Genomic DNA, 20,301 nt, shown 5'->3' on the forward strand with positions numbered 1-20,301 from the left:
ACACCGCACGGACAGCCCCCGTCCGCACGGGCCGCCCTTCTTCACAGGCTAAGCACGTTCGGACACGCTGAGTGACGTGAACGAGCAAATCTCCACCCTCCCCGTCCCCGCGCGCCAGTTCTGCGTGCCCCTCTCCGCGACCCGGCGCGGCGCCCGCCTGGGCCGGCTGCTCGCCACCGAGCAACTGCGCTCCTGGGAGCTGCCATTGGACCCCGCCCGGCTGATCGTCGCCGAGCTGACGGCGAACGCCGCGCTCCACGGCCGGGTTCCCGGCCGGAGTTTCCGGCTCGCTCTCGCGGTGACCGCCGAGGGTGTTGTGCGCATCGAGGTCACCGACACGCGTGGTGACGCACTGCCCGTTCCGCGGACCGCCGCCACCGGACCGTCCGAGTCCGGCTACGGCCTTCTGCCCGTCGAGGAGTTGGCGGACCGCTGGGGTGTGCGGCACGGACCGGTGCCGTGCAAGACGGTGTGGGCGGAACTCGACCCGGCCGATACGTCAGACCAAAGAACCCGGGAAAAAAACCAACCAACCAAACCAAACCCCGCGTAGGTCACCCGCGCGGGTGAAACGGGTCGGTCTGGCTGGCGCGGCGGCGGCTGGGCCGTGCAGTCTCACCCCGAGGCATATGCGTCTCGCAAGTCATAACCCCCCATACATGCATCGGCCCCCGCCGGGACTGCAATCCCAGTGCGAGGGCCTGACCAACGAGGAAGAAGAGACCTTCCCCATGGCTGAGAAGAAGCCTAACGCTGCCCTGCGCCCGGTTCACGGTGTTCGGCAAGCCACCACCCACCCCGGTGTCACCCACGTACGCACGTACCAGTCCGGCCAGTACGTGGTCGTCGGCAACCACCTCGCCCAGCACCGCGAGCTGTCGCTGACGGCCATTGGACTCGGGACCCACATCCTGTCGGTGCCCGAGGGCACGCCGGTCGACATCCGCAGCCTCGCCGAACGCTTCCCCGAGGGCCGGGAGCGGATCGCGTCCGCCCTGCGCGAGCCGGAGGCGCACGGCTACCTGGAGCGGGTCCGCGAGCACACCGAGTCGGGGCGACTGGCCACTCGTACGTACGTCCATCACTGCCGTCGTCCCGCTTTCGAACCAGGCGGTGACGGCGGGCGCGAGCCGGTCCACGTCACGACGGGAAAGGAAGAGACGGTTGTCGGCCCGGCGGAGGCCTGCGAGGAGCGTGACGGCCCTGTCATACCGACGGTCGCGAAGGCCGTGATCTTCCGGGGTCGCGGTCGGCTTCGGCGGCGTCGGAGGCACCCCGGGCACCGGTGCGGGAGCAGGTTCGGGCGCGTGCGGGTGAGGGAGCCGTCATCCACCATGCCCTGACCGATGGCCTTCCCACCGACCTGAGGAACCTGGCGACGCTGATCGCCTACCGCCTCGATGAGCTGCTGCCTGTATCGCTCCCCGCCCGTCCCGCACCCTCACCGATCGTGGCGACGGGACCCGGGGCCGCCCACCGGCGCGATCCCTTCCAGACCTGCGACGGCTGCGAGCGAGCTTTCCGCGCGCCACATCCCGGCCGCTGCCGTGACTGCCGCGCAGACCGGACGGTCCCGGACGAGAGCGCGTGCGCCGCATGAGCCTGCTGCGCCAATTCATGCCGTCCGCGCAAGCCGCCTGCGTCAGTGGGAAGCGTTCCTATACTTGCGGCATGGACCAGGACCTGGAGCGAGCCGCGCTCGTCGCACTGCTGCGGCGCGGTGACCGTTCATGGTCCGAGGTCACCGACCAGGTCGAAGCGTTGGGAAGCGCCCGCGACGTCCTTGAAAGCGCACTCGACCTTTCGGGCCAGGGGAAGCTCTTCGACACCGGACCCTCGCTCGACCTGGACAGTGTCGCGTCGGAGATCGCCGCCTGGCAGCGCGAGGGTATGCGGCTGGTCACCATCCTCGATGATGACTATCCGCTCTACCTCAGGCTGGTTCACCAGCGTCCACCCTTCCTCTTTCTCCGGGGGACGACAGCCGACGACGATCTTCGGGTCGCTGTCGTGGGCACCCGCACACCCACTCCGGAGGGTGTCGCCCACGCTCGTACCATCGCGGATGGTCTTGCCGAGCGCGGTGTCACCGTCGTCAGCGGGCTGGCGGCAGGCATCGACACCGTTGCGCACGGCAGTGCCCTGGCCGCCGGTGGCCGAACCGTCGCCGTGATCGGCACCGGTCTGCGCCATGTCTATCCGGCCCAGAATGCACGGCTCCAGCAGGAGATCGCTGAGAAGGGGCTGCTGATCTCCCAGTTCTGGCCCGACGCTCCTCCCTCAAAGACGTCTTTCCCCTCGCGCAACGCGGTGATGAGCGGTTACAGCCTGGCCACCGTCGTGATCGAGGCCGCCTACCGCAGCGGCGCTCGGATGCAGGCCCGACTCGCGTTGGAGCACGGCCGCCGGGTGTTCCTCATGCGCTCTCTGATGACTCACGAATGGGCGAGGGAATACGCCACCAGGCCCAACACGACTGTCATCGACGGTCCGGAGGACGTCTTCCGCCACCTCGACTCCCTCGTCCCCACCACGGGCGAGCTGACCTGGACCTGACCGGCGGGCCGGCGTGGCAACCGTCGTCGGGCTGTCCGCCCGCTATGCCAACTTCCTGGTCCATCCGCTGCTGCCCGGCCCGGGCGTGTGTCGGGTCTGCAGAGGTCCCGCCAAGGTGGGGTATCGAACCTGTCTGCGGTGCAACGAGGCCGCCAAGCTCCTCGGAGTGGGAATGGCCGACGCCGTCGTTCCTGTCAGCCTGGCCCTCAAGGGCGAGCAGTATGCCAATGAGCTCTGGCGCTACAAGAACACCGTGGGCCCCCAACAGCAGTACTTCCGGATGGGGCTGGCGGCCGTTCTATGGCGTTTCCTGGCTATGCACGAGGAGTGCATCAGGACTCACTGCGCAGTGCCCTCCTTCGACATCGTGGCCACGGTGCCCAGCACCAGCGGGCGTGCGGATCACCCTCTGCGTGCCATGGTCGCCGACATGGTCGGGGTCACCCGGGGCCGACACCGCGACCTGCTCGCTCCCACATCGGAGGCGGCCGACCTGGGCCGGGCGGCCTCTTCCAGACGCTATGCGGCAGCGGCGCTTCGGGGCGAAAACGTCCTGCTCGTCGACGACACCTGGGCCACGGGCAACCATGCGCAGTCCGCGGCCGCCGCGCTGAAAGCGGCCGGGGCCGGCAGCGTGGCCGTCGTGGTTCTCGGTCGCCACCTCAACATCGACTACGGCAACACCGCCGAGCACGTCGCTGAGGCACGATTACGCCGCTTCTCCTGGGACTCCTGCCCGCTGCGTCCTTGGGGCCACTCCTGACCGAAACGTCTTCGTTGTGATCTCGCCGAGCTGCCCAGCGGTCCGGCGCGGACCCACCGGATGGACCAGATCTTCGCCCGCCTGGTGCGGCCTGTACGCGCTGCCCGGGCCGGAACTGCTGGGCTGGCTGGTCGACGTGGTGACCGCTGAACCGCTTTCCTTCAATCAGTACTGGGGGCTGCGCGTGGTCGGCAGAGGGGTGGAGGAGAGGGGAGCGGAGCGCGTTACGGTCGGCGTGGTCCGCCGGTTGGAGGAATTCCGCTCCCGGATGCCGCGGGACAGCGACCGGGGTCAGCTCGCCGACCGTGTGCTCAGCGAGTTCGGTGCGGGATGACCGCCGGCCGCTGTCCGGTCAGGCCGCCGTACCGCCCGCGTAGTCGCTGTTGAACGTCGTCTCGATCGTCTGGGCTACCGGCTGGGCCACGCCCGTGCCGGTCAGGATGATGCCCAGCTCCCGGTTGTTGCTCAGGGAGTTGCTGCTGAGGTTCATGGAGCCCGCCTCGACCTCCTGGGTGGTCAGGCCGTAGTCGGCGACCATCGCCTTGGCGTGGATGTAGAAGCCGTTCGGGTCGGAGTAGCCGACGACCGTGCCGCCGGCCGCCTTGACGGCGGAGACCTCGCTGGAGTAGCTGGAAGGATTCTCCAGGACCACGCGGACCTTCACGCCGGCCTTGGCGCGGGCCACGATCGCGTTGACCACCGTGCTGTCGCTGAACTCCAGCTCCTCCACGTCGAGGCTCTTGGTTGCGGAGTTGACGAAGGACACCAGGCGGTTGCGGGAGTCGGTGGGTGACCACAGCAGGTGGTCGCCGTCGGTGGGGTTGATCGAGGTCGCCGTGTAGTCGGCGTTGAAGACCTTCTCGATGGAGGCGACGTCGCGCGTGTCGTCGGTGAACACGCCGTAGTCGCGGCTGGTCGTGTAGTACTGCGCCGTCAGATTGCCGGTCAGGACCAGGGACTTGGTGCCGTCGACCGTGATCGTCTTCTGGTGGGTGTAGACGAAGGCGGCCGGGGACCAGACGACTCCGACGCCCGCGTTCTTCAGTGACGTGTACGCCGAGTTGTTGGCGCTCTGGTGCTGGCGGTCGAGGATGACGCGGACGGTTATGCCCTTGTTCTTCAGGGCTATGAGGTCGTTGACGGCCGTGGTGTCCTCAAGCTCGTACATCGTCATGTCGAGCGTGCTGGTGGCCGAGTCGATGAAGTCGTAGATGGTGGGCTGGCTGCCGGTGCGGGAGAAGGCGAACGCCGAGTAGCTCGCGGCGTTCGCGGGGACGGCGGTGGTGACGATCGCGGTACCGGCGGCCAGGGCGACGGCCGCGCGGGTGAGGACCTTCCGCAGCATGCGTGACTCCTGTCAGGAGGCAGGGGAGAGGATGGAGCGGGGGTGGCGCGGGCATGACACCACGCGCGTAGAACGCTGGGGAGGCGGGCGGATCCAGGGATCGCCAGGGGGACGCAAAAACTTCGTATGGCGGCGCCGCTATGCCCGTGAATGCGACGTCTGTGGGCCGCCTATGAGCGGTTCACCGGGCCGACACGGTGTTGGCAAAGGCGCGGGCCGGGCGGGCGTAGCGTAGAAGGCATGACGAAGTACGGATCCTTTCCCGGTACGCGTCCCCGGCGGCTGCGGACCTCGCCCGTCATGCGCCGCATGGTCGCCGAGACGCGTCTGCACCCGGCCGACTTCATCCTTCCGGCGTTCATCCGGGAGGGCGTGAGCGAGCCCGTGCCGATCGCCACCATGCCCGGTGTCGTCCAGCACACCCGCGACAGCCTGAAGAAGGCGGCGGCGGAGGCCGTGGCGGCCGGCATCTCCGGGATCATGCTGTTCGGCGTGCCGGAGGACGGGAAGAAGGACGCGCAGGGCACGGCCGGGACCGATCCGGACGGGATCCTGCAGGTCGCCCTTCGTGACGTCCGCGCCGAGGTCGGCGACGACCTGCTCGTGATGTCCGATCTGTGCCTGGACGAGACCACCGACCACGGACACTGCGGCGTGCTGGACGCCGAGGGCCGCGTCGACAACGACGCCACCCTGGAGCGGTACGCCGAGATGGCCCAGGTGCAGGCCGACGCCGGTGCGCACGTCGTCGGTCCCAGCGGGATGATGGACGGCCAGATCGGCGTCGTCCGCGATGCACTGGACCAGATCGGCCGCGAGGACGTGGCGATCCTCGCCTACACCGTCAAGTACTCCTCCGCCTTCTACGGCCCCTTCCGCGAGGCCGTCGCCTCCTCGCTCCAGGGCGACCGCAAGACCTACCAGCAGGACCCCGCCAACTGGCGCGAGTCCCTGCGGGAGCTGGAGCTGGACCTCGACGAGGGCGCGGACATGGTGATGGTCAAGCCGGCCGGCCCGTACCTCGACATCCTCGCCCGGGTCGCGGACGCGGTGGACGTGCCCGTCGCCGCCTACCAGATCTCCGGCGAGTACGCGATGATCGAGGCCGCCGCCGAGAAGGGCTGGGTGGACCGGGACCGGGCCATCCTCGAGACCCTGACCGGCATCAAGCGGGCCGGGGCGCGGAACATCCTCACCTACTGGGCGACCGAGGTGGCGCAGAAGCTGCGCTAGGCCCCTGTCGTGTCAGGGCATCACCACCCGAGCGCGGCCGACTTGTCCCGCTGCCAGTACGTCATCGCCAGCGTGGAGTCGTAGTACACCCCCTTCGGGGGCAGCGACGGGCGCGCGGAGCGTCCGGCGTCGGTGTCCGGCGTGCGGCCCAGGAAGAGCACCTCCAGCTTGTGGGCGGTGGTGCCGTGCTCGCCGCTGCCGTCGGCCGCCGACAGCCGCACGCCCGCGTATCCGGACTCGCCCGGCTCCAGGGACACCACGGCCTGCGGCTCGCTGTCCTTGATCACCTGCGGCGCCCACTGCGCCCCGTCGAAGCGCGGGGTCGGCCAGTACAACAGGTCGCAGCGCTTGCCGCTGGTGTTCGTCGCGGCGAGCAGCAGATGGTTGAGCGGGCGGGACACCGGCGTGGCGGTCACCCTGGTGGTCGAGCCGTTGCAGGGGTGGATCGGGGCGTCGGCCGGGTGCCTGCTCGGCTTGGCCGCGGAGGTGCGGGCGGGCAGGGCGGTGCTGTGGGAGGCGGTCGCGCCGGTGCCGGGCGCGGCGCTTCTGTCCGCCGCCGTGGCGGCCGTCGTGGGCTTCGGCTGGGCAGCGCCCTCGTCCTTCGTGCCGGTTCCGCCCGCTCCGCACGCCGTGAGGGCGAGAGCGGGCAGGACGGTACCGGTCGCGGCGTACAGACGGATGTGGCGCATACGCATGGCAAGTCCTCTTTCGGGCCGGGCCCGTTGGCGTGTTTGGATGACACACAGCCTGTGCGGCGTTTCGTCCCGGTGGCCGGCAGCTACGGCACATCCGGGACGCTGGAACGGCTGCATAGGGGATGACCTGCGAAAACATTCCCTCCCTGGAACGCCGGGATGGGACACGGGGGTGGAGGAACGGTGGCGGACGGCAGCACGGAGACCGGCTTCGCGGAGTTACTGCGGGAGTTGAAGAACCGCTCCGGGCACAGCTACGGCACGCTGGCCAAACAGCTCCACATGAGTACGTCGACGCTGCACCGCTACTGCAACGGGGACGCCGTACCGGCCGACTACGCACCCGTGGAGCGCCTGGCCCGCCTGTGCAGGGCCACCCCCGGGGAACTCGTGGAGCTGCACCGGAGGTGGGTGCTGGCGGATGCGGGGCGGGGGCGGAGGCAACCGGTGCGGGAGGAGCCGGTGCGGGAGGAGCCGGTGCCGCAGGAGCCGGTAGGGGGCGAGGTCGCTGTTCAGGAGCAGGAGCAGGAGCAGGAGCAGGACGGCCGGTCCCGTCGGCGTACCCGGACCGTCCTGCTCGCCGCCCTCACCGTCACCGCCCTGCTCGGCACCGCGGCACTCGCCCTCAGCCTCAACCACTCCTCCGGCGGCGCCGGGCACGACGGCAAGGGCGCCCCGCCCGCCGCGGGCACCGCCTCCGTACGGCACCGGGCGCCGACGGCCGGTGCCGCGCAAGGAACGGACTCCGCCCGCTCGGCCACCCCGTCCCCCGCCTCGCCCCCGGCCACCGGCACGCCGCCCCCGGACAAGCCGAGCACATCGCACACCGGTCCTACGCCGCAGGACCGCACGGCCGCCGCCCCGCCCCTCGCGGTCACCACCCACCCCTACGCCTGGCCGGACCCCTGCTCCCAGCACTACCTGGTCGACCGGGCCCCGGCCGACGTCTCACCGCCCCCGCCGGAACAGGACGCGCCCGCCTGGGTGGCCGTGCACAAGGCGGTCTCGGCGGGGGAGCAGTACGTCACGTTCACCGTGCAGGGCACCGGCTCGGACACCGTCGTCCTGGAGGGGCTGTCGGTGCGCATGGCGGACCGGCGGGCGCCGCTCGCCTGGAACGACTACGCCATGGGCTACCCGGGAGTGGGCTGCGGCGGCGGCGTGCCGACGCGTTCCTTCACGGTCGCCCTGGACGCCCTGCGCCCGGAGGCCGTACCCGAGTCCGGACAGCGCGGCTTCCCGTTCAAGGTGAGCCGGTCGGACCCCGAGGTCTTCCACGTCACGGCCGACGCCTCCGCGTACGACGTCAGCTGGTACCTGGAGCTGCCCTGGTCCAGCGGGACACGGCACGGCACGCTGCGGGTCGACGACGGTGGCCGGCCGTTCCGCACCAGCGGAAACAACGGACGGCCCGCCTACGCCTTCCCGCTGGGCGGCGAGAAGTGGGAACCGGCGTCGGGCACGCATTGAGGACTCGGGGTCGGAGACCGGCCACGCCCGGGATCAGTCCCACCAGAAGGTCCAGACGGGCTGCCCGACCAGGTCCTTCGCATACGCGCGGAGGGTGTCCTGCTCGCCCTGGAGGACGTTGTCCGGGCAGAACGCGAAGTGCTCCGCGGCCACCGCCTCGGCCTCCTCCTGCGTGGCAGGCGGCGCCGCGACGGACACGACGAGGGTGTCCAGACCGAGGGCCACGACCCGTATGCCGAACCGGTCCTCCCAGGAGCGCAGCACCGCGCACATCCGGGCCACGTCGGCCTCGTAGTTCACCGGGCCGGTCCAGCCGATCGCCGCCGGGATGTCGGCGGACCGGCGGGCCGGAACCAGGGCGAGGTGCGCCTCCTCGACGCCCGACTCCCGGTCCCCGCCCAGCGCGTCGGCGATCTGCGCGGCGCGGGTGTCCGGGTCGGCGGAGAGGGCGGCGGGGGCGGGCGCGAGACCGGGCCACTCGCTCCCGAACGGCTCGATCTCCTCGGCTGTCTCGCCGTCCTCCGTCTCCTCCTCCCAGTACTCCGCGAGGACGTCCTCGGCGTCGTGATCGCCCGGATACGACGTCTCGCCGGGCAGCAGCACCCAGCTCTCCACGCCGTCCCCGGAGCCTCCGGCATCCACGAGCACCGGCAGCAGACCGGCGCGGGCAGCCGGCGCGCCCAGCGCCTTCCAGGTGCCCGGCGCGGCCGGCTTCTCCGCGTACCACAGCAGAGGTTCGTGCCAGGAGCCGTCGTATGACATGTCGACGAGCCTGCCGGGCGGCAGTTGAAGCCCGAGGGAACGCCCGCTGGGGTCGGTGGCCAGCTTGGGCAGCGGATTGGGAAGAGTCGCCATGTCCGTGACTGTAAAGCCCGCCACTGACAACGCCGTTGACCGGCTTACCGATGAACCGGCGTCCCTCGAAGTCTCTCTTACCAGGTGGTGCTGTGATGGGGACGGGTGACGGACTGACGGATTGACGGGTCGACGGGGCGCGACCTGGCGAGGGAAGGACGGAACGTGCGGATGGGGCGTTACCCGGTGCGATGGCACATCGTGCTGCTCGCCGTGTGGACGGCCGTCTGGTTCGTCGTGGCCGAACGCCACGCGGCCGTGTCCTGGCACTACCTGACCGACGGACAGCAACTCCTCTTCGGCCAGAGGTCGGGCGGCGGCCTCGCCCTCTACGCCAACCACCCCGAACTCCAGATCGGCCCGGTCAGCTTCGCGGTGGCCGGCCTGTTCGCACCCTTCCCGGCCGACGTCGGCGAGAAACTGGCCGACGCGTTCATGTCCGGTCTCGGCCTGTACATGCTGGTCCTGATCGGCCGTGCCGCCGCCGACCACAACCGGGGCACCGGCCTCAACCACAAACGCCTCCAGCAACGCGTCCTGATCGGCGGCGCCGCCTTCATCCCCATGTGGGTCGAGGTCTCGGTCCGCTTCGCCCACCTCGACGACGTCCTGGCCCTGTTCTTCACCACCCTCGCGGTCCGCGCACTGGTGCGCGGCAACGCGACGGCGGTGGGCGTGTTCCTGGCGCTGGCGGTCGACTCCAAACCCTGGGCGGTCGGTTTCCTGCCCCTGCTCCTGGCCCTGCCCCGCCCGCACCGCCTGCGCTCGGCGGCCTGGGCCATCGCCCTGGTGGCGGTCGCCTGGCTCCCCTTCTACCTGACCCACCTGGACACCCTGCACGCGGCCCGCTTCACCATCCCCAACCAACCGGCGTCCTCCCTGCGCTGGTTCGGCGTGAACGACCCCGTGACACCGTGGTGGGACCGCCCCACCCAGATGGCCCTGGGCATGGTCCTGGGCGCACTCGCGGTACGCCGGAACCGCTGGCCGGCGGTCGTGTTCCTGGCCGCCGACGCACGTATCCTGCTCGACCCCAGCGTGTACACGTACTACAACGCCTCGGTCCTCCTCGGCACCCTCCTCTGGGACTCGATAGGCCAACGCCGCCTCGTGCCGTGGGTGAGCTGGATCGCGCTGATCTCCCTCTACGGCAGCGCCCTGCTGATCCCGTCGGACGACGCCCAGGGGTTCATCCGCCTCGCCTTCGGGATCGGCTCGGCGGCGTACGTGCTGTTCTGGCCGCAACGGGCGCCACGGGGCGGACGGGGCCGGCGCCCGGGCCGGGAGCGTGTCGGGGAAACCCTCATCAGCAACTGACCGGAGCCGGTCTCACACCAGGGTCGTGATGCAGAACGGGTGCCCGGCGGGATCCAGCAGCACCCGCCACCGCTCCCCACCGGGCTGGAACGCGGGCTTGGCGGCGCCCAGTTCGAGCAGCCACTTCTCGGCGCTGTCGAGGTCGTCGACGCCCAGCTCGATGTGCGCCTGCTTCTCCTGCGTGGGGTCCGGCCAGGTGGGCGGGCGGTAGTCGGCGAGACGGTTGAAGCCGAGGCCGGTCGCGCCTTCCTTGCCGAGCAGGACGAAGTCGTCCGTGGCGAAGAGGACCGACATGCCGAGCGACTCGCCGTAGAAGCGGGCCATTTCGGCGGGATCGGCGCAGTCGAAGGTGACGGCGGCATAGCGGAACGCGGGTGCGGAAGTGGTCTCCGAAGTCATGGGAGGGACGCTAGGACATGACCAGGACAGTTCCGGTCCTGGTCGTACCCGGAGGCATGCCAGACTTCCGGCCGTGCTCAGCTCATCCGCCCGCCTGCTACGGCTGCTCTCCCTGCTGTCCGCCCGCCCGTCCTGGACCTGCGCCGAGCTGGCCGAGCGCATGGAGGTCACGGACCGTACGGTCCGCCGGGACGTGGCACGGCTCCGGGACCTCGGCTACTCCGTGGACTCGGAGGCCGGCCCCTGGGGTGGTTACCGCCTGCGCGCCGGATCCCGGGTGCCGCCGCTGATCCTCGACGACGAGGAAGCGCTGGCGGTGGCGGTCGGCCTGCGCGAGGCCGCCCTGAGTGACGCGCTCGGCGGCGACCAAGCGGCCCTCTCCGCACTGTTGAAGCTGCGCCAGGTACTGCCCCGGCGCATCGCGGACCGCCTCGGCGACCTGGACGACGCATTCGTACGCCTGCCGGGGACGGGCGGGGCCGACGGCTCTCGGATCAGGCCCGGCCTGCTGCTGGAACTGGCGGTCGCCTGCCGCCAAGGCCGACGGGCCCGGCTGTCGTACACGGACGGGAAGGGGAGGACCACGGTCCGGGAGGTCGACCCGTACCGCCTGGTGCACACCGGCCGGCGCTGGTACTTCGTCGCGCGGGACGTGACGCGAGGCCAGTGGCGCACCTTCCGCGCCGACCGGGTCGACCGCCTCCAGCCCACCGGCCACCCGGCGGACCTCACCGACCCACCCGACCCGGCGGTCCTGGTCTCCCGCAACACCGCGAACGGCCCCTACCCCCTGTCCGCGACCGTCCGCCTCCCCCTCCCCCTGGACCAGGCCCTACGCCTCATCCCGCCCACGGTCGGCACCCACCGCCCCGACGGCCCCGACGCCACCCTGGTCGACATCGGCGGCCCCGACGCGGACGGCCTCGCCCGCTACCTCCTCGGCCTGGGGACGCCGCTGCGGGTCCTCACCCCGGACGCCGTACGCCAGGCCCTGACACGCCGGGCCCTGGAGCTTGCCGAGGAAAACGCGGCTCAAGGGTAGACACCCGACGCGAAATGCTCGAAAAGAGCGTTCTGTACCTCACTGATACAGGGCTGCTACGGCTGCGACTCCGCCCTCGTGCAGCCTGGCAGCGAAGGACCTGGCTCTCTGCGCCGGGGCCGTCCGGACGTACGCAGACTCTGAGGGAGGCACATCAGAGCTTCTCCGGCGTCCGGATGCCCAGCAGGGCCATGCCCTGGTGCAGGGTGCGGGCCGTGATGTCGCAGAGGAACAGGCGGTTCTCCACCTGCGCCGGCGTCTCGGCCTTCAGGACCGGGCACTTGTCGTAGAAGGACGTATAGAGGGACGCCAGCTGGTAGAGGTACGCGGCCAGCTTGTGCGGGGCGTACTCCGCCGCCGCCTCCGCCACCGTCTGCGCGAACGCGTCCACGTGCAGGCCCAGGGCGCGTTCGGCGTCGGACAGTCCGAGCTCCGGGTGCGCGGCCGGGCGGGTCTCGCCGGCCTTGCGGAGGATGGACCGGATACGGGCGTACGCGTACTGCAGGTAGACGGACGTGTCGCCGTTCAGGGAGACCATCTGGTCCAGGTCGAACTTGTAGTCCCGGTTCGCCGACGTCGACAGGTCCGCGTACTTCACCGCGCCGATGCCCACCTGGGCGCCCCGCTCGGCGATCTCCTCCTCGGAGAGGTCCTGGGCCTTCTCGCGTACGACGGCCGAGGCGCGGTCGATCGCCTCGTCGAGGAGGTCGACCAGGCGGACCGTCTCGCCCTCACGCGTCTTGAACGGCTTGCCGTCCTTGCCGAGGACCGTGCCGAAGGCCAGCTGGTGCGCCTTCACGTCGTCGCCCAGCCAGCCGGCCCTGCGCGCGGTCTCGAAGACCATGCGGAAGTGCAGGGACTGGCGGGCGTCCACCACGTACAGGAGCGTGTTCGCCTTGAGGTTGAAGACGCGGTCGCGGATCGCGGAGAGGTCGGTGGCCGCGTAGCCGTAGCCGCCGTCGGACTTCTGGACGATCAGCGGGACCGGGTTGCCGTCCGGGCCCTTGATGTCCTCGAAGAAGACGCAGAGGGCGCCCTCGCTGCGGACCGCCACTCCCGACTCCTCCAGGAGGCGGCAGGTCTCGGCCAGCATGTCGTTGTAGCCCGACTCGCCGACGATGTCGGGGTCCTGGATCTCCATGTCCAGTTTCTCGAAGACGGAGAAGAAGTAGATCTTCGACTCGTCGACGAACTTCTGCCACATGGCGAGCGTGCGCGGGTCGCCGGCCTGGAGGTCGACCACCCGGCGGCGGGCGCGCGTCTTGAACTCCTCGTCGGAGTCGAACTTCTTCCGCGCGGCCTTGTAGAGGCGGTCGAGATTCGACATCGCCTCCTCGCCCGTCACCTGGGTGTCCTTGTGGTCCAGCTCGTGCGGATGCTCGTCCAGGTACTGGATGAGCATGCCGAACTGGGTGCCCCAGTCGCCGATGTGGTGCCGGCGGACCACGTTCTCGCCGGTGAACTCGAGGAGCTGGACGACGGAGTCGCCGATCACCGCCGAGCGCAGGTGACCGACGTGCATCTCCTTCGCCACGTTCGGCTGGGCGTAGTCGATCACCGTCGTACCGGGGTGCTCGGCGTACGGCACGCCGAGGCGGCCCGTCTCGTCCGCGTACCGCGCGGCCAGCTTCCCGGTGATCGCCCTGTCCGCGATCGTGATGTTCAGGAAGCCGGGGCCGGACACCTCGACGTCCTTGATCAGCTGGTCACCCGTCACCAGCTGGGAGACGACCTGCGTCGCCAGCTCCCGCGGGTTCGCCTTCGCCTTCTTGGCCAGCGCCAGAATCCCGTTGGCCTGGAAGTCGGCCCGGTCGCTTCGTCGCAGCAGCGGGTCCGCGCCGGCGGCCTGCGGCAGGGTGGCCGACAGGGCGGACGCGAGGTGCTGCTGGACGGAGTCGCTGAGGGACGTGACCGAGGCCATAGGAATGGGTGCCGTTCTCCTCGTGGGATGGATAGTCCCGGCCAGTATCCCACGGCGGGTAAAGCCGTTTTCGCGGGCGCGAGCCGGTCTGTGAGAATGGAGTGTCACCCCGATCAGACGGAGTGCCACCCCGTTCAGAAAGAAGGACGTGCCGATCGTGGCTCAGAGCACCGAGACCACCGACTGGGTCTCCCGTTTCGCGGATGAGGTCATCGAGGAATCGGAGCGCCGGGCCCCGGGCAAACCGGTCGTCGTCGCGTCCGGCCTCTCCCCCTCCGGCCCGATCCACCTGGGCAACCTCCGCGAGGTCATGACCCCGCACCTGGTCGCCGACGAGGTCCGCCGCCGCGGGTACCAGGTCCGGCACCTGATCTCCTGGGACGACTACGACCGGTACCGCAAGGTCCCGGCCGGCGTCGAGGGGATCGACGCGTCCTGGGCCGAGCACATCGGCAAGCCGCTGACCTCGGTCCCGGCGCCGCGCGGGTCGGCGCACCCGAACTGGGCCGAGCACTTCAAGGCCGCGATGATCGCCTCGCTGGCCGAGCTGGGTGTCGAGTTCGACGGGATCAGCCAGACCGCGCAGTACACCTCCGGCGCCTACCGCGAGCAGATCCTGCACGCCATGAAGCACCGCGGCGACATCGACGCGATCCTCGACCAGTACCGCACGAAGAAGGCCCCGGCGAAGAAGCCGCAGCAGAAGGCCGTCGACGAGGCCGAGCTGGAGGCCGAGGAGGGTTCGGGCGCGGCGAGCGAGGACGACGGCTCGTCCGGCTCCGCCGGGTACTTCCCGTACAAGCCGTACTGCGGCAGCTGCGACAAGGACCTGACGACCGTCACCTCCTATGACGACGACAGCACCGAGCTGTCGTACACGTGCACCGCGTGCGGCTTCGCCGAGACCGTCCGGCTGAGCGAGTTCAACCGCGGCAAGCTGGTCTGGAAGGTCGACTGGCCGATGCGCTGGGCGTACGAGGGCGTGATCTTCGAGCCGAGCGGTGTGGACCACTCCTCGCCCGGGTCGAGCTTCCAGGTCGGCGGGCAGATCGTCGGGATCTTCGACGGCAAGCAGCCCATCGGGCCCATGTACGCCTTCGTGGGCATCTCCGGCATGGCGAAGATGTCCTCGTCGCGCGGTGGCGTCCCGACCCCTGCCGACGCGCTGAAGATCATGGAGCCGCAGATCCTGCGCTGGCTCTACGCCCGCCGCAGGCCCAACCAGTCCTTCAAGATCGCCTTCGACCAGGAGATCCAGCGGCTCTACGACGAGTGGGACAAGCTCGCCGGGAAGGTCGCCGACGGCTCCGCGCTGCCGGCCGACGTCGCCGCGTACACGCGCGCGGTGGGTACGGCCGCCGGTGAGCTGCCGAAGACGCCGCGTCCGCTGCCGTACCGCACGCTCGCGTCCGTCGCCGACATCACCGCCGGCCACGAGGACCAGGCCCTGCGGATCCTCTCCGAGCTGGACCCGGAGCAGCCGTTGGCCTCCCTGGACGAGGCGCGCCCGCGGTACGACAAGGCCGAGGCGTGGATCAACACGCACGTGCCCGCCGACCAGCGGACCATCGTGCGCGACGAGCCCGACGCCGAGCTGCTGAAGTCCCTCGACGAGGCGTCCCACCAGTCGGTACGGCTGCTGCTCGACGGGCTCGCCGAGCACTGGTCGCTCGACGGACTGACGCACCTCGTGTACGGCGTGCCGAAGGTGCAGGCCGGGTTCCCGGCCGATGCCACGCCCAAGGAGCTGCCGCCGGAGATCAAGACGGCTCAGCGGTCGTTCTTCGCGCTGCTGTACCACCTGCTGGTCGGCCGGGACACCGGGCCGCGGCTGCCCACGCTGCTGCTGGCGGTGGGGCAGGACCGGGTGCGGCGTCTGCTCGGCGAGTGAGGCGAGCGAGCGGTGACTGAGCACAAGCGGTGACGGAGAAGGGGCCCCCGGAGTGAGGGCCCCTTTTCCTTTCCGTGCCGTTACGCGATGTGGTTCTCTTCCAGTTCCGCGTTGAAGCGGTTGGTGAATCGTTTGACCATGCGGTCGGTGTCGCGTGCGGGGAGCTTGAGGCCGTACGTCGCCTCCACGGCCTCGCTGAACTGCTGCGGGGTGGGGAAGCTGCCGTCGATCGACTGGCGGAAGACCTGGTAGTAGGCCTCCTCGTCCGGCTCCGGGGGGCCGCCGCCCTCGCCCAGCTCGCGGGTGCGGTTCGGGCCCACCGGGATGGGGAAGCTGCCGGTCTCCTCCGGGGAGGGCTGCTGGAACTGCTCCGGGGGCTGCTCCTCGTACCACTCCCCGTACTGCTCCTCGGGGGCGTACTGAGGCTCTTGCATCATCGGGTCGTAGGTGGGGTCGTAGCCGCCGTGGTACTCGATCTGCTGCTGGGCCTGGAACCAGGGGCTCTGCTCGTCCACGGGGGGTTCCTCGGGGCGCTGCCGGCCGGGAGGTGCCGCTGCGCCCACCCGCGCCGCCCGGGCGGCACGACTGCCCGCGGCTGCGCCGGTGACCTCGGCCGCTGCCGGCCGCGGTACCGGCGGCAGCAGAGCCGGCTCGATGCCCGCCGCCGCCAGGCCCGCCGGGGCCGTTTCCGCCAGCGGGACGCCGTAGCGGGCCAGGCGCAGCGGCATCAGGGACTCCACCGGGGCCTTCCTGCGCCAGGCCCGCCCGAAGCGGGAGCGGAGGCGGGCCTGGTAGACGAGGCGCTCCTGCTCCAGCCTGATCACCTGGTCGTAGGAGCGCAGCTCCCACAGCTTCATCCGGCGCCAGAGCAGGAACGTGGGGACCGGGGAGAGCAGCCAGCGGGTGAGGCGGACACCCTCCATGTGCTTGTCGGCCGTGATGTCGGCTATCCGGCCGATCGCGTGCCGGGCCGCCTCCACCGCGACCACGAACAGCACCGGGATCACCGCGTGCATGCCGACACCCAGCGGGTCCGGCCAGGCGGCGGCGCCGTTGAACGCGATCGTCGCCGCCGTCAGCAGCCACGCCGTCTGACGCAGCAGCGGGAAGGGGATACGGATCCACGTCAGCAGCAGGTCCAGGGACAGCAGGACACAGATGCCCGCGTCGATGCCGACCGGGAAGACGTAGGAGAAGTTCCCGAAGCCCTTCTTGATGGCCAGCGCTCGGACGGCCGCGTAGGAACCGGCGAAGCCGATGCCGGCGATGACCAAGGCGCCGGTCACGACCACGCCGATGAGAACGCGGTGCATCCGAGTCAGCTGCAGTGGCGCGGCCACTCGTACTCCCCTCCCCTTGCCTGTTGTTGCGCGCAACAGGGTGGCACACGTGTACGGCGAACGTCGTACCGGTCGGGGCTTCGGGCCTTGGCTCAGTCCTTCTTCGCGGCCGACTTGGACGGAGAAGCGCTGGAAGAGGCCGACTTGGACGGCGACCCGGAGGGGGACTTCGACGACGGCTGGGACGGGGAGGCCGACGACTTCGAGGACGACCCGGTCGAGGCGGAGCCACCGTTGGCGGACGACACCGAGCCGACCACCTCCTTGATCGCCGCCTGCGCGGCCTTCGTCATCTCGTCCGCGTCCGGGGTCTTCTCGCCCGCGAGACCGGCGCCGTTGTAGTCGAGCGTGACGACCACGTTCTCGACCCGAGCGACCAGCGTCTGCTGCTTGAAGAGACCCTCCTTCTTCTTCAGGTCGTAGCGCACGGCCGTCGCCTCCGCGCCCGTGCCGGACAGCGGGATCTCCTTGGTGTTCTTCGCGCCGTCCACCCCCTCGGCGTCCTTGACCTGCCGGCCGAAGTACGTGCGGGCCTGCGCGTCACCCGCACCGCGCGCGGTGTCCGAGTCGAAGCGGATCAGGGAGACGTTCAGCCAGCGGAACTGCGAGCCTTTCACGCCGTTGTTGTCCAGGCTGCTCCAGGAGCAGGAGGCACGCGACGACGAATCGTCCGAACTGCCCTTCTTGCCCGACGAGGCACCCTTCGGCACCAGATCCGTGAGGGTCTTCTTCGACAGCACCGCGCACGCGTCGGGAAGCTTCTTGTACGCCGCCGCCTGCACGGTCGGGGAGGCGCTCGCCGACGGCGACGTGCTGCCGCCCGCGGACTGCTGCGCGCTGCTGCCGGCGCCCTTGGCCTTGGAGTCGCCCGAGCCCGACGAACAGGCGGCGGTGACCAGCACCGCCGGCACGGCTGCCGCGCAGACAAGAACACGGCTCAGGCGCATGCCACGCACTCCTCTCCCCCACTTCGTGGGAGGTACCCCCAGGGCACGGTCGTCTCGCTGGGCTGCTCGCTGCATGGTTCCTTCACTCATGACGCTCGGTGGTCGTGCGGGTTCCTGCGGGGCCACGGTACGCGGTGAGGGAGCCGTGCGGTTTCGGTTCGGGTGGTTCGCGAACGGCGCGGCGAGCGGCCCCGGAGGCCGTCAACCGCCCAGCGCGTCTGCCAGTTGAGAGGCCAGATCACGGGCCCTGTCCTGCATTTCCTTGCTGTCGGGGACGGTTCCGGTGGCCGTCGGCTGCTCCTCGTACTGGAGGGTGACGAGGACGTTGGACGTGCGGAACACCACAGTCACCGTCCGCTGCTCGGCGGTCGAACCGGACGAGTCGAGCTGGTCGTCCAGATACGCCTCGTCACCGAGATCGGACAGCACCCGCGGCTGCAGATCGGCCGCGGAGGCGGAGTCGGAGGGCGCGGAACCGGAGGCGGAGGAGCCGGAGGGAGAGGCGCCGGAGGGGGAGGCGGCCCCGCTCGTGGAGGACGCGGGGGAGGGCGAGGAGGAGGACGTGGGAGCGCCGCCGGACCTGGACGTGGACGGCGAGCCCGTGGGCGTCCCGCCCGTCGCCGGGGTGCCGCCCGGCTCGGGGAGGTCGGCGGCCGTCTCCTTGTCCTCGAACAGCTGCTGCGCCTGATCGTCGTCGCTGACCGCGTTGTCGTACGACACCACGCGCTCGAAGTCGACCGAGAGACGGTCGGTGGCGTCCGCGGAATCCACCTTCCAGTGGCAGCCGACCTTGCGGTCGGTGTCGTAGGTGAGCTCGGCCTCGCCCTGGTAGGCCTTGTCCCGCTGGACGGGGTCGGTGATCTGCTGGATACCGGGCAGCAGCGAGTCGAGGGTGTCATGGCCGACCGCGCCGCAGGGTTCGGGGAGGGTGCGGTACTTGCCGGGCTGGGCGGCCGTCGTGGCGGTGCCGGCGTCGCCCGGATTGGCGTTGTCCGTGGGGCTGTCGCCGCCCGAGCCGCTCGTGCAGCCGGCCAGCAGCGCCACGAGGAGGGCGGCGGTGCCGGATACGTACGCCTTCCGCTGCACGGTCGGGCTCCTCTCGGGTGTGCGCTCGCTCGGTGTTCCAGTGTCCCCGCTGGTTAATCGCTTGCCGCAGCGGGGCGCCCCCTGGAGACAATGTGTATCGCACGCACTGCTGTGGCCGCCGGTCCCTTGCCCCTTTTCGTCGACCTTGGCGCCGCTTTTGCGTTTTGTTGCCTATAAACCTTGTGTAAGCCTTTGTTGTCGTTTTCGGGGGAATGAGGAACGTATGTCGTACGTGGAGATACCGGGCGCGAAGATCCCGATCCGGATGTGGACGGACCCCGCCACGGTCGAGGACGTGGCCCTGCACCAGCTCCAGAACGTGGCGACCCTGCCGTGGATCAAGGGCCTGGCCGTGATGCCGGACGTGCACTACGGCAAGGGCGCGACGGTCGGCTCGGTCATCGCCATGCGGGGTGCGGTGTGCCCGGCGGCGGTGGGGGTGGACATCGGGTGCGGGATGTCGGCGGTGAAGACCTCGCTGACGGCCAATGACCTGCCGGGGGATCTGTCGCGGCTGCGGTCGAAGATCGAGCAGGCGATTCCGGTGGGGCGGGGGATGCATGACGATCCTGTCGAGCCGGGGGACTTCCATGGGCTCGCGACTGCGGGGTGGGACGGCTTCTGGGGGCGGTTCGACGGGGTCGCGGAGGCGGTGCACTTCCGCAAGAGCCGGGCCATCGGGCAAATGGGGACGCTTGGAGCGGGCAACCACTTTGTTGAAGTGTGCACAAGCGAAGACGGCTCGGTCTGGCTCATGCTCCACTCCGGCTCCCGCAACATCGGCAAGGAACTCGCCGAGCACCACATCGGCGTGGCCCGCAAACTCCCGCACAACCAGGGCCTGGTCGACCGTGACCTGGCAGTCTTCGTCTCGGACACCCCGCAGATGGCGGCCTACCGCAACGACCTGTTCTGGGCGCAGGAGTACGCCAAGTACAACCGCACGCTGATGATGGCGCTCCTGAAGGACGTGATCCGCAAGGAGTTCAAGAAGGCCAAGCCGGCCTTCGAGCCGGAGATCTCCTGCCACCACAACTACGTGGCGGAGGAGCGGTACGAGGGCATGGACCTGCTCGTCACCCGCAAGGGCGCGATCCGGGCCGGCTCCGGCGAGTACGGGATCATCCCGGGCTCCATGGGCACGGGCTCGTACATCGTGAAGGGTCTCGGAAACGAGCTGGCCTTCAACTCGGCCTCCCACGGCGCCGGCCGGCGGATGAGCCGTAACGCGGCGAAGAAGCGTTTCTCGACCAAGGACCTGGAAGAGCAGACCCGGGGCGTGGAGTGCCGCAAGGACTCCGGTGTCGTGGACGAGATCCCGGGCGCCTACAAGTCGATCGACCAGGTCATCGACCAGCAGCGGGACCTCGTCGAGGTCGTCGCGAAGCTCAGGCAGGTCGTGTGCGTGAAGGGCTGACGGGGCGGGTCCCCCGGTTGCGGG

Annotated in this window: 18 protein-coding genes and 1 pseudogene; 11 read left to right on the forward strand and 8 right to left on the reverse strand. The window is 70.2% G+C overall.

From position 1 onward, the window contains the following. Positions 1 to 76 precede the first annotated feature (76 nt). The 5 genes and pseudogenes from ABZ624_RS34850 (at position 77) to ABZ624_RS34870 (ending at position 3,653) form a co-directional block, all read left to right on the forward strand. Positions 77 to 553, forward strand: a complete 477-nt coding sequence (locus ABZ624_RS34850) for an ATP-binding protein (protein WP_360098266.1) — start codon at positions 77 to 79, stop codon at positions 551 to 553. 178 nt (positions 554 to 731) lie between these two features. Beyond that, a pseudogene (locus tag ABZ624_RS34855) lies at positions 732 to 1,558 on the forward strand (helix-turn-helix domain-containing protein); the annotation flags it as partial. Positions 1,559 to 1,671: 113 nt separating this feature from the next. Continuing rightward, positions 1,672 to 2,556, forward strand: a complete 885-nt coding sequence (gene dprA, locus ABZ624_RS34860) for a DNA-processing protein DprA (protein ID WP_360098268.1) — start codon at positions 1,672 to 1,674, stop codon at positions 2,554 to 2,556. 13 nt (positions 2,557 to 2,569) lie between these two features. Further along, positions 2,570 to 3,319: a hypothetical protein gene (locus tag ABZ624_RS34865; protein WP_360098270.1), complete on the forward strand. Its 750-nt coding sequence runs from the start codon at positions 2,570 to 2,572 to the stop codon at positions 3,317 to 3,319. Positions 3,320 to 3,335: 16 nt separating this feature from the next. After that, positions 3,336 to 3,653: a hypothetical protein gene (locus tag ABZ624_RS34870; RefSeq protein WP_360098272.1), complete on the forward strand. Its 318-nt coding sequence runs from the start codon at positions 3,336 to 3,338 to the stop codon at positions 3,651 to 3,653. 18 nt (positions 3,654 to 3,671) lie between these two features. Here ABZ624_RS34870 and ABZ624_RS34875 read toward each other — a convergent pair whose 3' ends face one another. After that, positions 3,672 to 4,664, reverse strand: a complete 993-nt coding sequence (locus ABZ624_RS34875; protein WP_360098274.1) for a phospholipase D-like domain-containing protein — start codon at positions 4,662 to 4,664, stop codon at positions 3,672 to 3,674. Between the two features lie 240 nt (positions 4,665 to 4,904). On the opposite strand from ABZ624_RS34875, the gene hemB reads away from it, so the two are divergent. Beyond that, positions 4,905 to 5,897 (forward strand): porphobilinogen synthase, encoded by a 993-nt coding sequence (gene hemB / locus ABZ624_RS34880; RefSeq protein WP_360098276.1) that lies wholly within the window; start codon positions 4,905 to 4,907, stop codon positions 5,895 to 5,897. Positions 5,898 to 5,917: 20 nt separating this feature from the next. On the opposite strand, the gene ABZ624_RS34885 is transcribed toward hemB, so the two are convergent. Beyond that, positions 5,918 to 6,592 (reverse strand): DUF4232 domain-containing protein, encoded by a 675-nt coding sequence (locus ABZ624_RS34885; protein WP_360098278.1) that lies wholly within the window; start codon positions 6,590 to 6,592, stop codon positions 5,918 to 5,920. 183 nt (positions 6,593 to 6,775) lie between these two features. Between ABZ624_RS34885 and ABZ624_RS34890 the strand changes: the two genes are divergently transcribed. Then, positions 6,776 to 8,062, forward strand: a complete 1,287-nt coding sequence (locus ABZ624_RS34890; protein WP_360098280.1) for a helix-turn-helix domain-containing protein — start codon at positions 6,776 to 6,778, stop codon at positions 8,060 to 8,062. Between the two features lie 33 nt (positions 8,063 to 8,095). Here ABZ624_RS34890 and ABZ624_RS34895 read toward each other — a convergent pair whose 3' ends face one another. Continuing rightward, positions 8,096 to 8,917 (reverse strand): DUF4253 domain-containing protein, encoded by an 822-nt coding sequence (locus ABZ624_RS34895; protein ID WP_360098282.1) that lies wholly within the window; start codon positions 8,915 to 8,917, stop codon positions 8,096 to 8,098. 171 nt (positions 8,918 to 9,088) lie between these two features. Here ABZ624_RS34895 and ABZ624_RS34900 point away from each other — a divergent pair, with 171 nt between their 5' ends. Continuing rightward, complete coding sequence (locus tag ABZ624_RS34900) at positions 9,089 to 10,234, forward strand: hypothetical protein (RefSeq protein ID WP_360098284.1); 1,146 nt, start codon at positions 9,089 to 9,091, stop codon at positions 10,232 to 10,234. A gap of 12 nt (positions 10,235 to 10,246) precedes the next feature. Here the strand turns inward: ABZ624_RS34900 and ABZ624_RS34905 are convergent, their stop codons facing one another. Then, positions 10,247 to 10,633, reverse strand: a complete 387-nt coding sequence (locus ABZ624_RS34905; protein ID WP_360098286.1) for a VOC family protein — start codon at positions 10,631 to 10,633, stop codon at positions 10,247 to 10,249. A gap of 73 nt (positions 10,634 to 10,706) precedes the next feature. Between ABZ624_RS34905 and ABZ624_RS34910 the strand changes: the two genes are divergently transcribed. After that, positions 10,707 to 11,675 carry a YafY family protein gene (locus ABZ624_RS34910; protein ID WP_360098288.1) on the forward strand — a complete coding sequence of 323 codons (969 nt, stop codon included), beginning with the start codon at positions 10,707 to 10,709 and terminating at the stop codon, positions 11,673 to 11,675. A 154-nt stretch (positions 11,676 to 11,829) separates the two neighbouring features. Here the strand turns inward: ABZ624_RS34910 and argS are convergent, their stop codons facing one another. Continuing rightward, positions 11,830 to 13,596: an arginine--tRNA ligase gene (argS, locus tag ABZ624_RS34915; RefSeq protein ID WP_360098290.1), complete on the reverse strand. Its 1,767-nt coding sequence runs from the start codon at positions 13,594 to 13,596 to the stop codon at positions 11,830 to 11,832. 148 nt (positions 13,597 to 13,744) lie between these two features. Here argS and lysS point away from each other — a divergent pair, with 148 nt between their 5' ends. Continuing rightward, positions 13,745 to 15,487, forward strand: coding sequence for a lysine--tRNA ligase (gene lysS / locus ABZ624_RS34920; protein ID WP_360098292.1), 1,743 nt, complete (start codon positions 13,745 to 13,747; stop codon positions 15,485 to 15,487). 80 nt (positions 15,488 to 15,567) lie between these two features. On the opposite strand, the gene ABZ624_RS34925 is transcribed toward lysS, so the two are convergent. From ABZ624_RS34925 to ABZ624_RS34935, 3 genes are all read right to left on the reverse strand, one after another. Next, positions 15,568 to 16,800 (reverse strand): DUF2637 domain-containing protein, encoded by a 1,233-nt coding sequence (locus tag ABZ624_RS34925; protein ID WP_360098294.1) that lies wholly within the window; start codon positions 16,798 to 16,800, stop codon positions 15,568 to 15,570. A 119-nt stretch (positions 16,801 to 16,919) separates the two neighbouring features. Further along, positions 16,920 to 17,774, reverse strand: coding sequence for a DUF3558 family protein (locus ABZ624_RS34930; RefSeq protein ID WP_360098296.1), 855 nt, complete (start codon positions 17,772 to 17,774; stop codon positions 16,920 to 16,922). A gap of 201 nt (positions 17,775 to 17,975) precedes the next feature. Further along, positions 17,976 to 18,860, reverse strand: coding sequence for a DUF3558 domain-containing protein (locus ABZ624_RS34935; RefSeq protein ID WP_360098298.1), 885 nt, complete (start codon positions 18,858 to 18,860; stop codon positions 17,976 to 17,978). 223 nt (positions 18,861 to 19,083) lie between these two features. Between ABZ624_RS34935 and ABZ624_RS34940 the strand changes: the two genes are divergently transcribed. Beyond that, positions 19,084 to 20,277 (forward strand): RtcB family protein, encoded by a 1,194-nt coding sequence (locus ABZ624_RS34940; RefSeq protein ID WP_360098300.1) that lies wholly within the window; start codon positions 19,084 to 19,086, stop codon positions 20,275 to 20,277. Positions 20,278 to 20,301: the final 24 nt, after the last annotated feature.

The sequence above is a fragment of the Streptomyces sp. NPDC007205 genome, assembly GCF_040634095.1.
Lineage (GTDB): Bacteria > Actinomycetota > Actinomycetes > Streptomycetales > Streptomycetaceae > Streptomyces.

What these genes read in the sequence shown, in the direction of transcription:
- dprA (WP_360098268.1), top strand. Translation starts at nt 1,672, where the DNA reads ATGGACCAGGACCTGGAGCGAGCCGCGCTCGTCGCACTGCTGCGGCGC.
- ABZ624_RS34875 (WP_360098274.1), bottom strand. Translation starts at nt 4,664, where the DNA reads ATGCTGCGGAAGGTCCTCACCCGCGCGGCCGTCGCCCTGGCCGCCGGT.
- hemB (WP_360098276.1), top strand. Translation starts at nt 4,905, where the DNA reads ATGACGAAGTACGGATCCTTTCCCGGTACGCGTCCCCGGCGGCTGCGG.
- ABZ624_RS34885 (WP_360098278.1), bottom strand. Translation starts at nt 6,592, where the DNA reads ATGCGTATGCGCCACATCCGTCTGTACGCCGCGACCGGTACCGTCCTG.
- ABZ624_RS34895 (WP_360098282.1), bottom strand. Translation starts at nt 8,917, where the DNA reads ATGGCGACTCTTCCCAATCCGCTGCCCAAGCTGGCCACCGACCCCAGC.
- ABZ624_RS34900 (WP_360098284.1), top strand. Translation starts at nt 9,089, where the DNA reads ATGGGGCGTTACCCGGTGCGATGGCACATCGTGCTGCTCGCCGTGTGG.
- ABZ624_RS34905 (WP_360098286.1), bottom strand. Translation starts at nt 10,633, where the DNA reads ATGACTTCGGAGACCACTTCCGCACCCGCGTTCCGCTATGCCGCCGTC.
- argS (WP_360098290.1), bottom strand. Translation starts at nt 13,596, where the DNA reads ATGGCCTCGGTCACGTCCCTCAGCGACTCCGTCCAGCAGCACCTCGCG.
- ABZ624_RS34925 (WP_360098294.1), bottom strand. Translation starts at nt 16,800, where the DNA reads ATGCACCGCGTTCTCATCGGCGTGGTCGTGACCGGCGCCTTGGTCATC.
- ABZ624_RS34930 (WP_360098296.1), bottom strand. Translation starts at nt 17,774, where the DNA reads ATGCGCCTGAGCCGTGTTCTTGTCTGCGCGGCAGCCGTGCCGGCGGTG.
- ABZ624_RS34940 (WP_360098300.1), top strand. Translation starts at nt 19,084, where the DNA reads ATGTCGTACGTGGAGATACCGGGCGCGAAGATCCCGATCCGGATGTGG.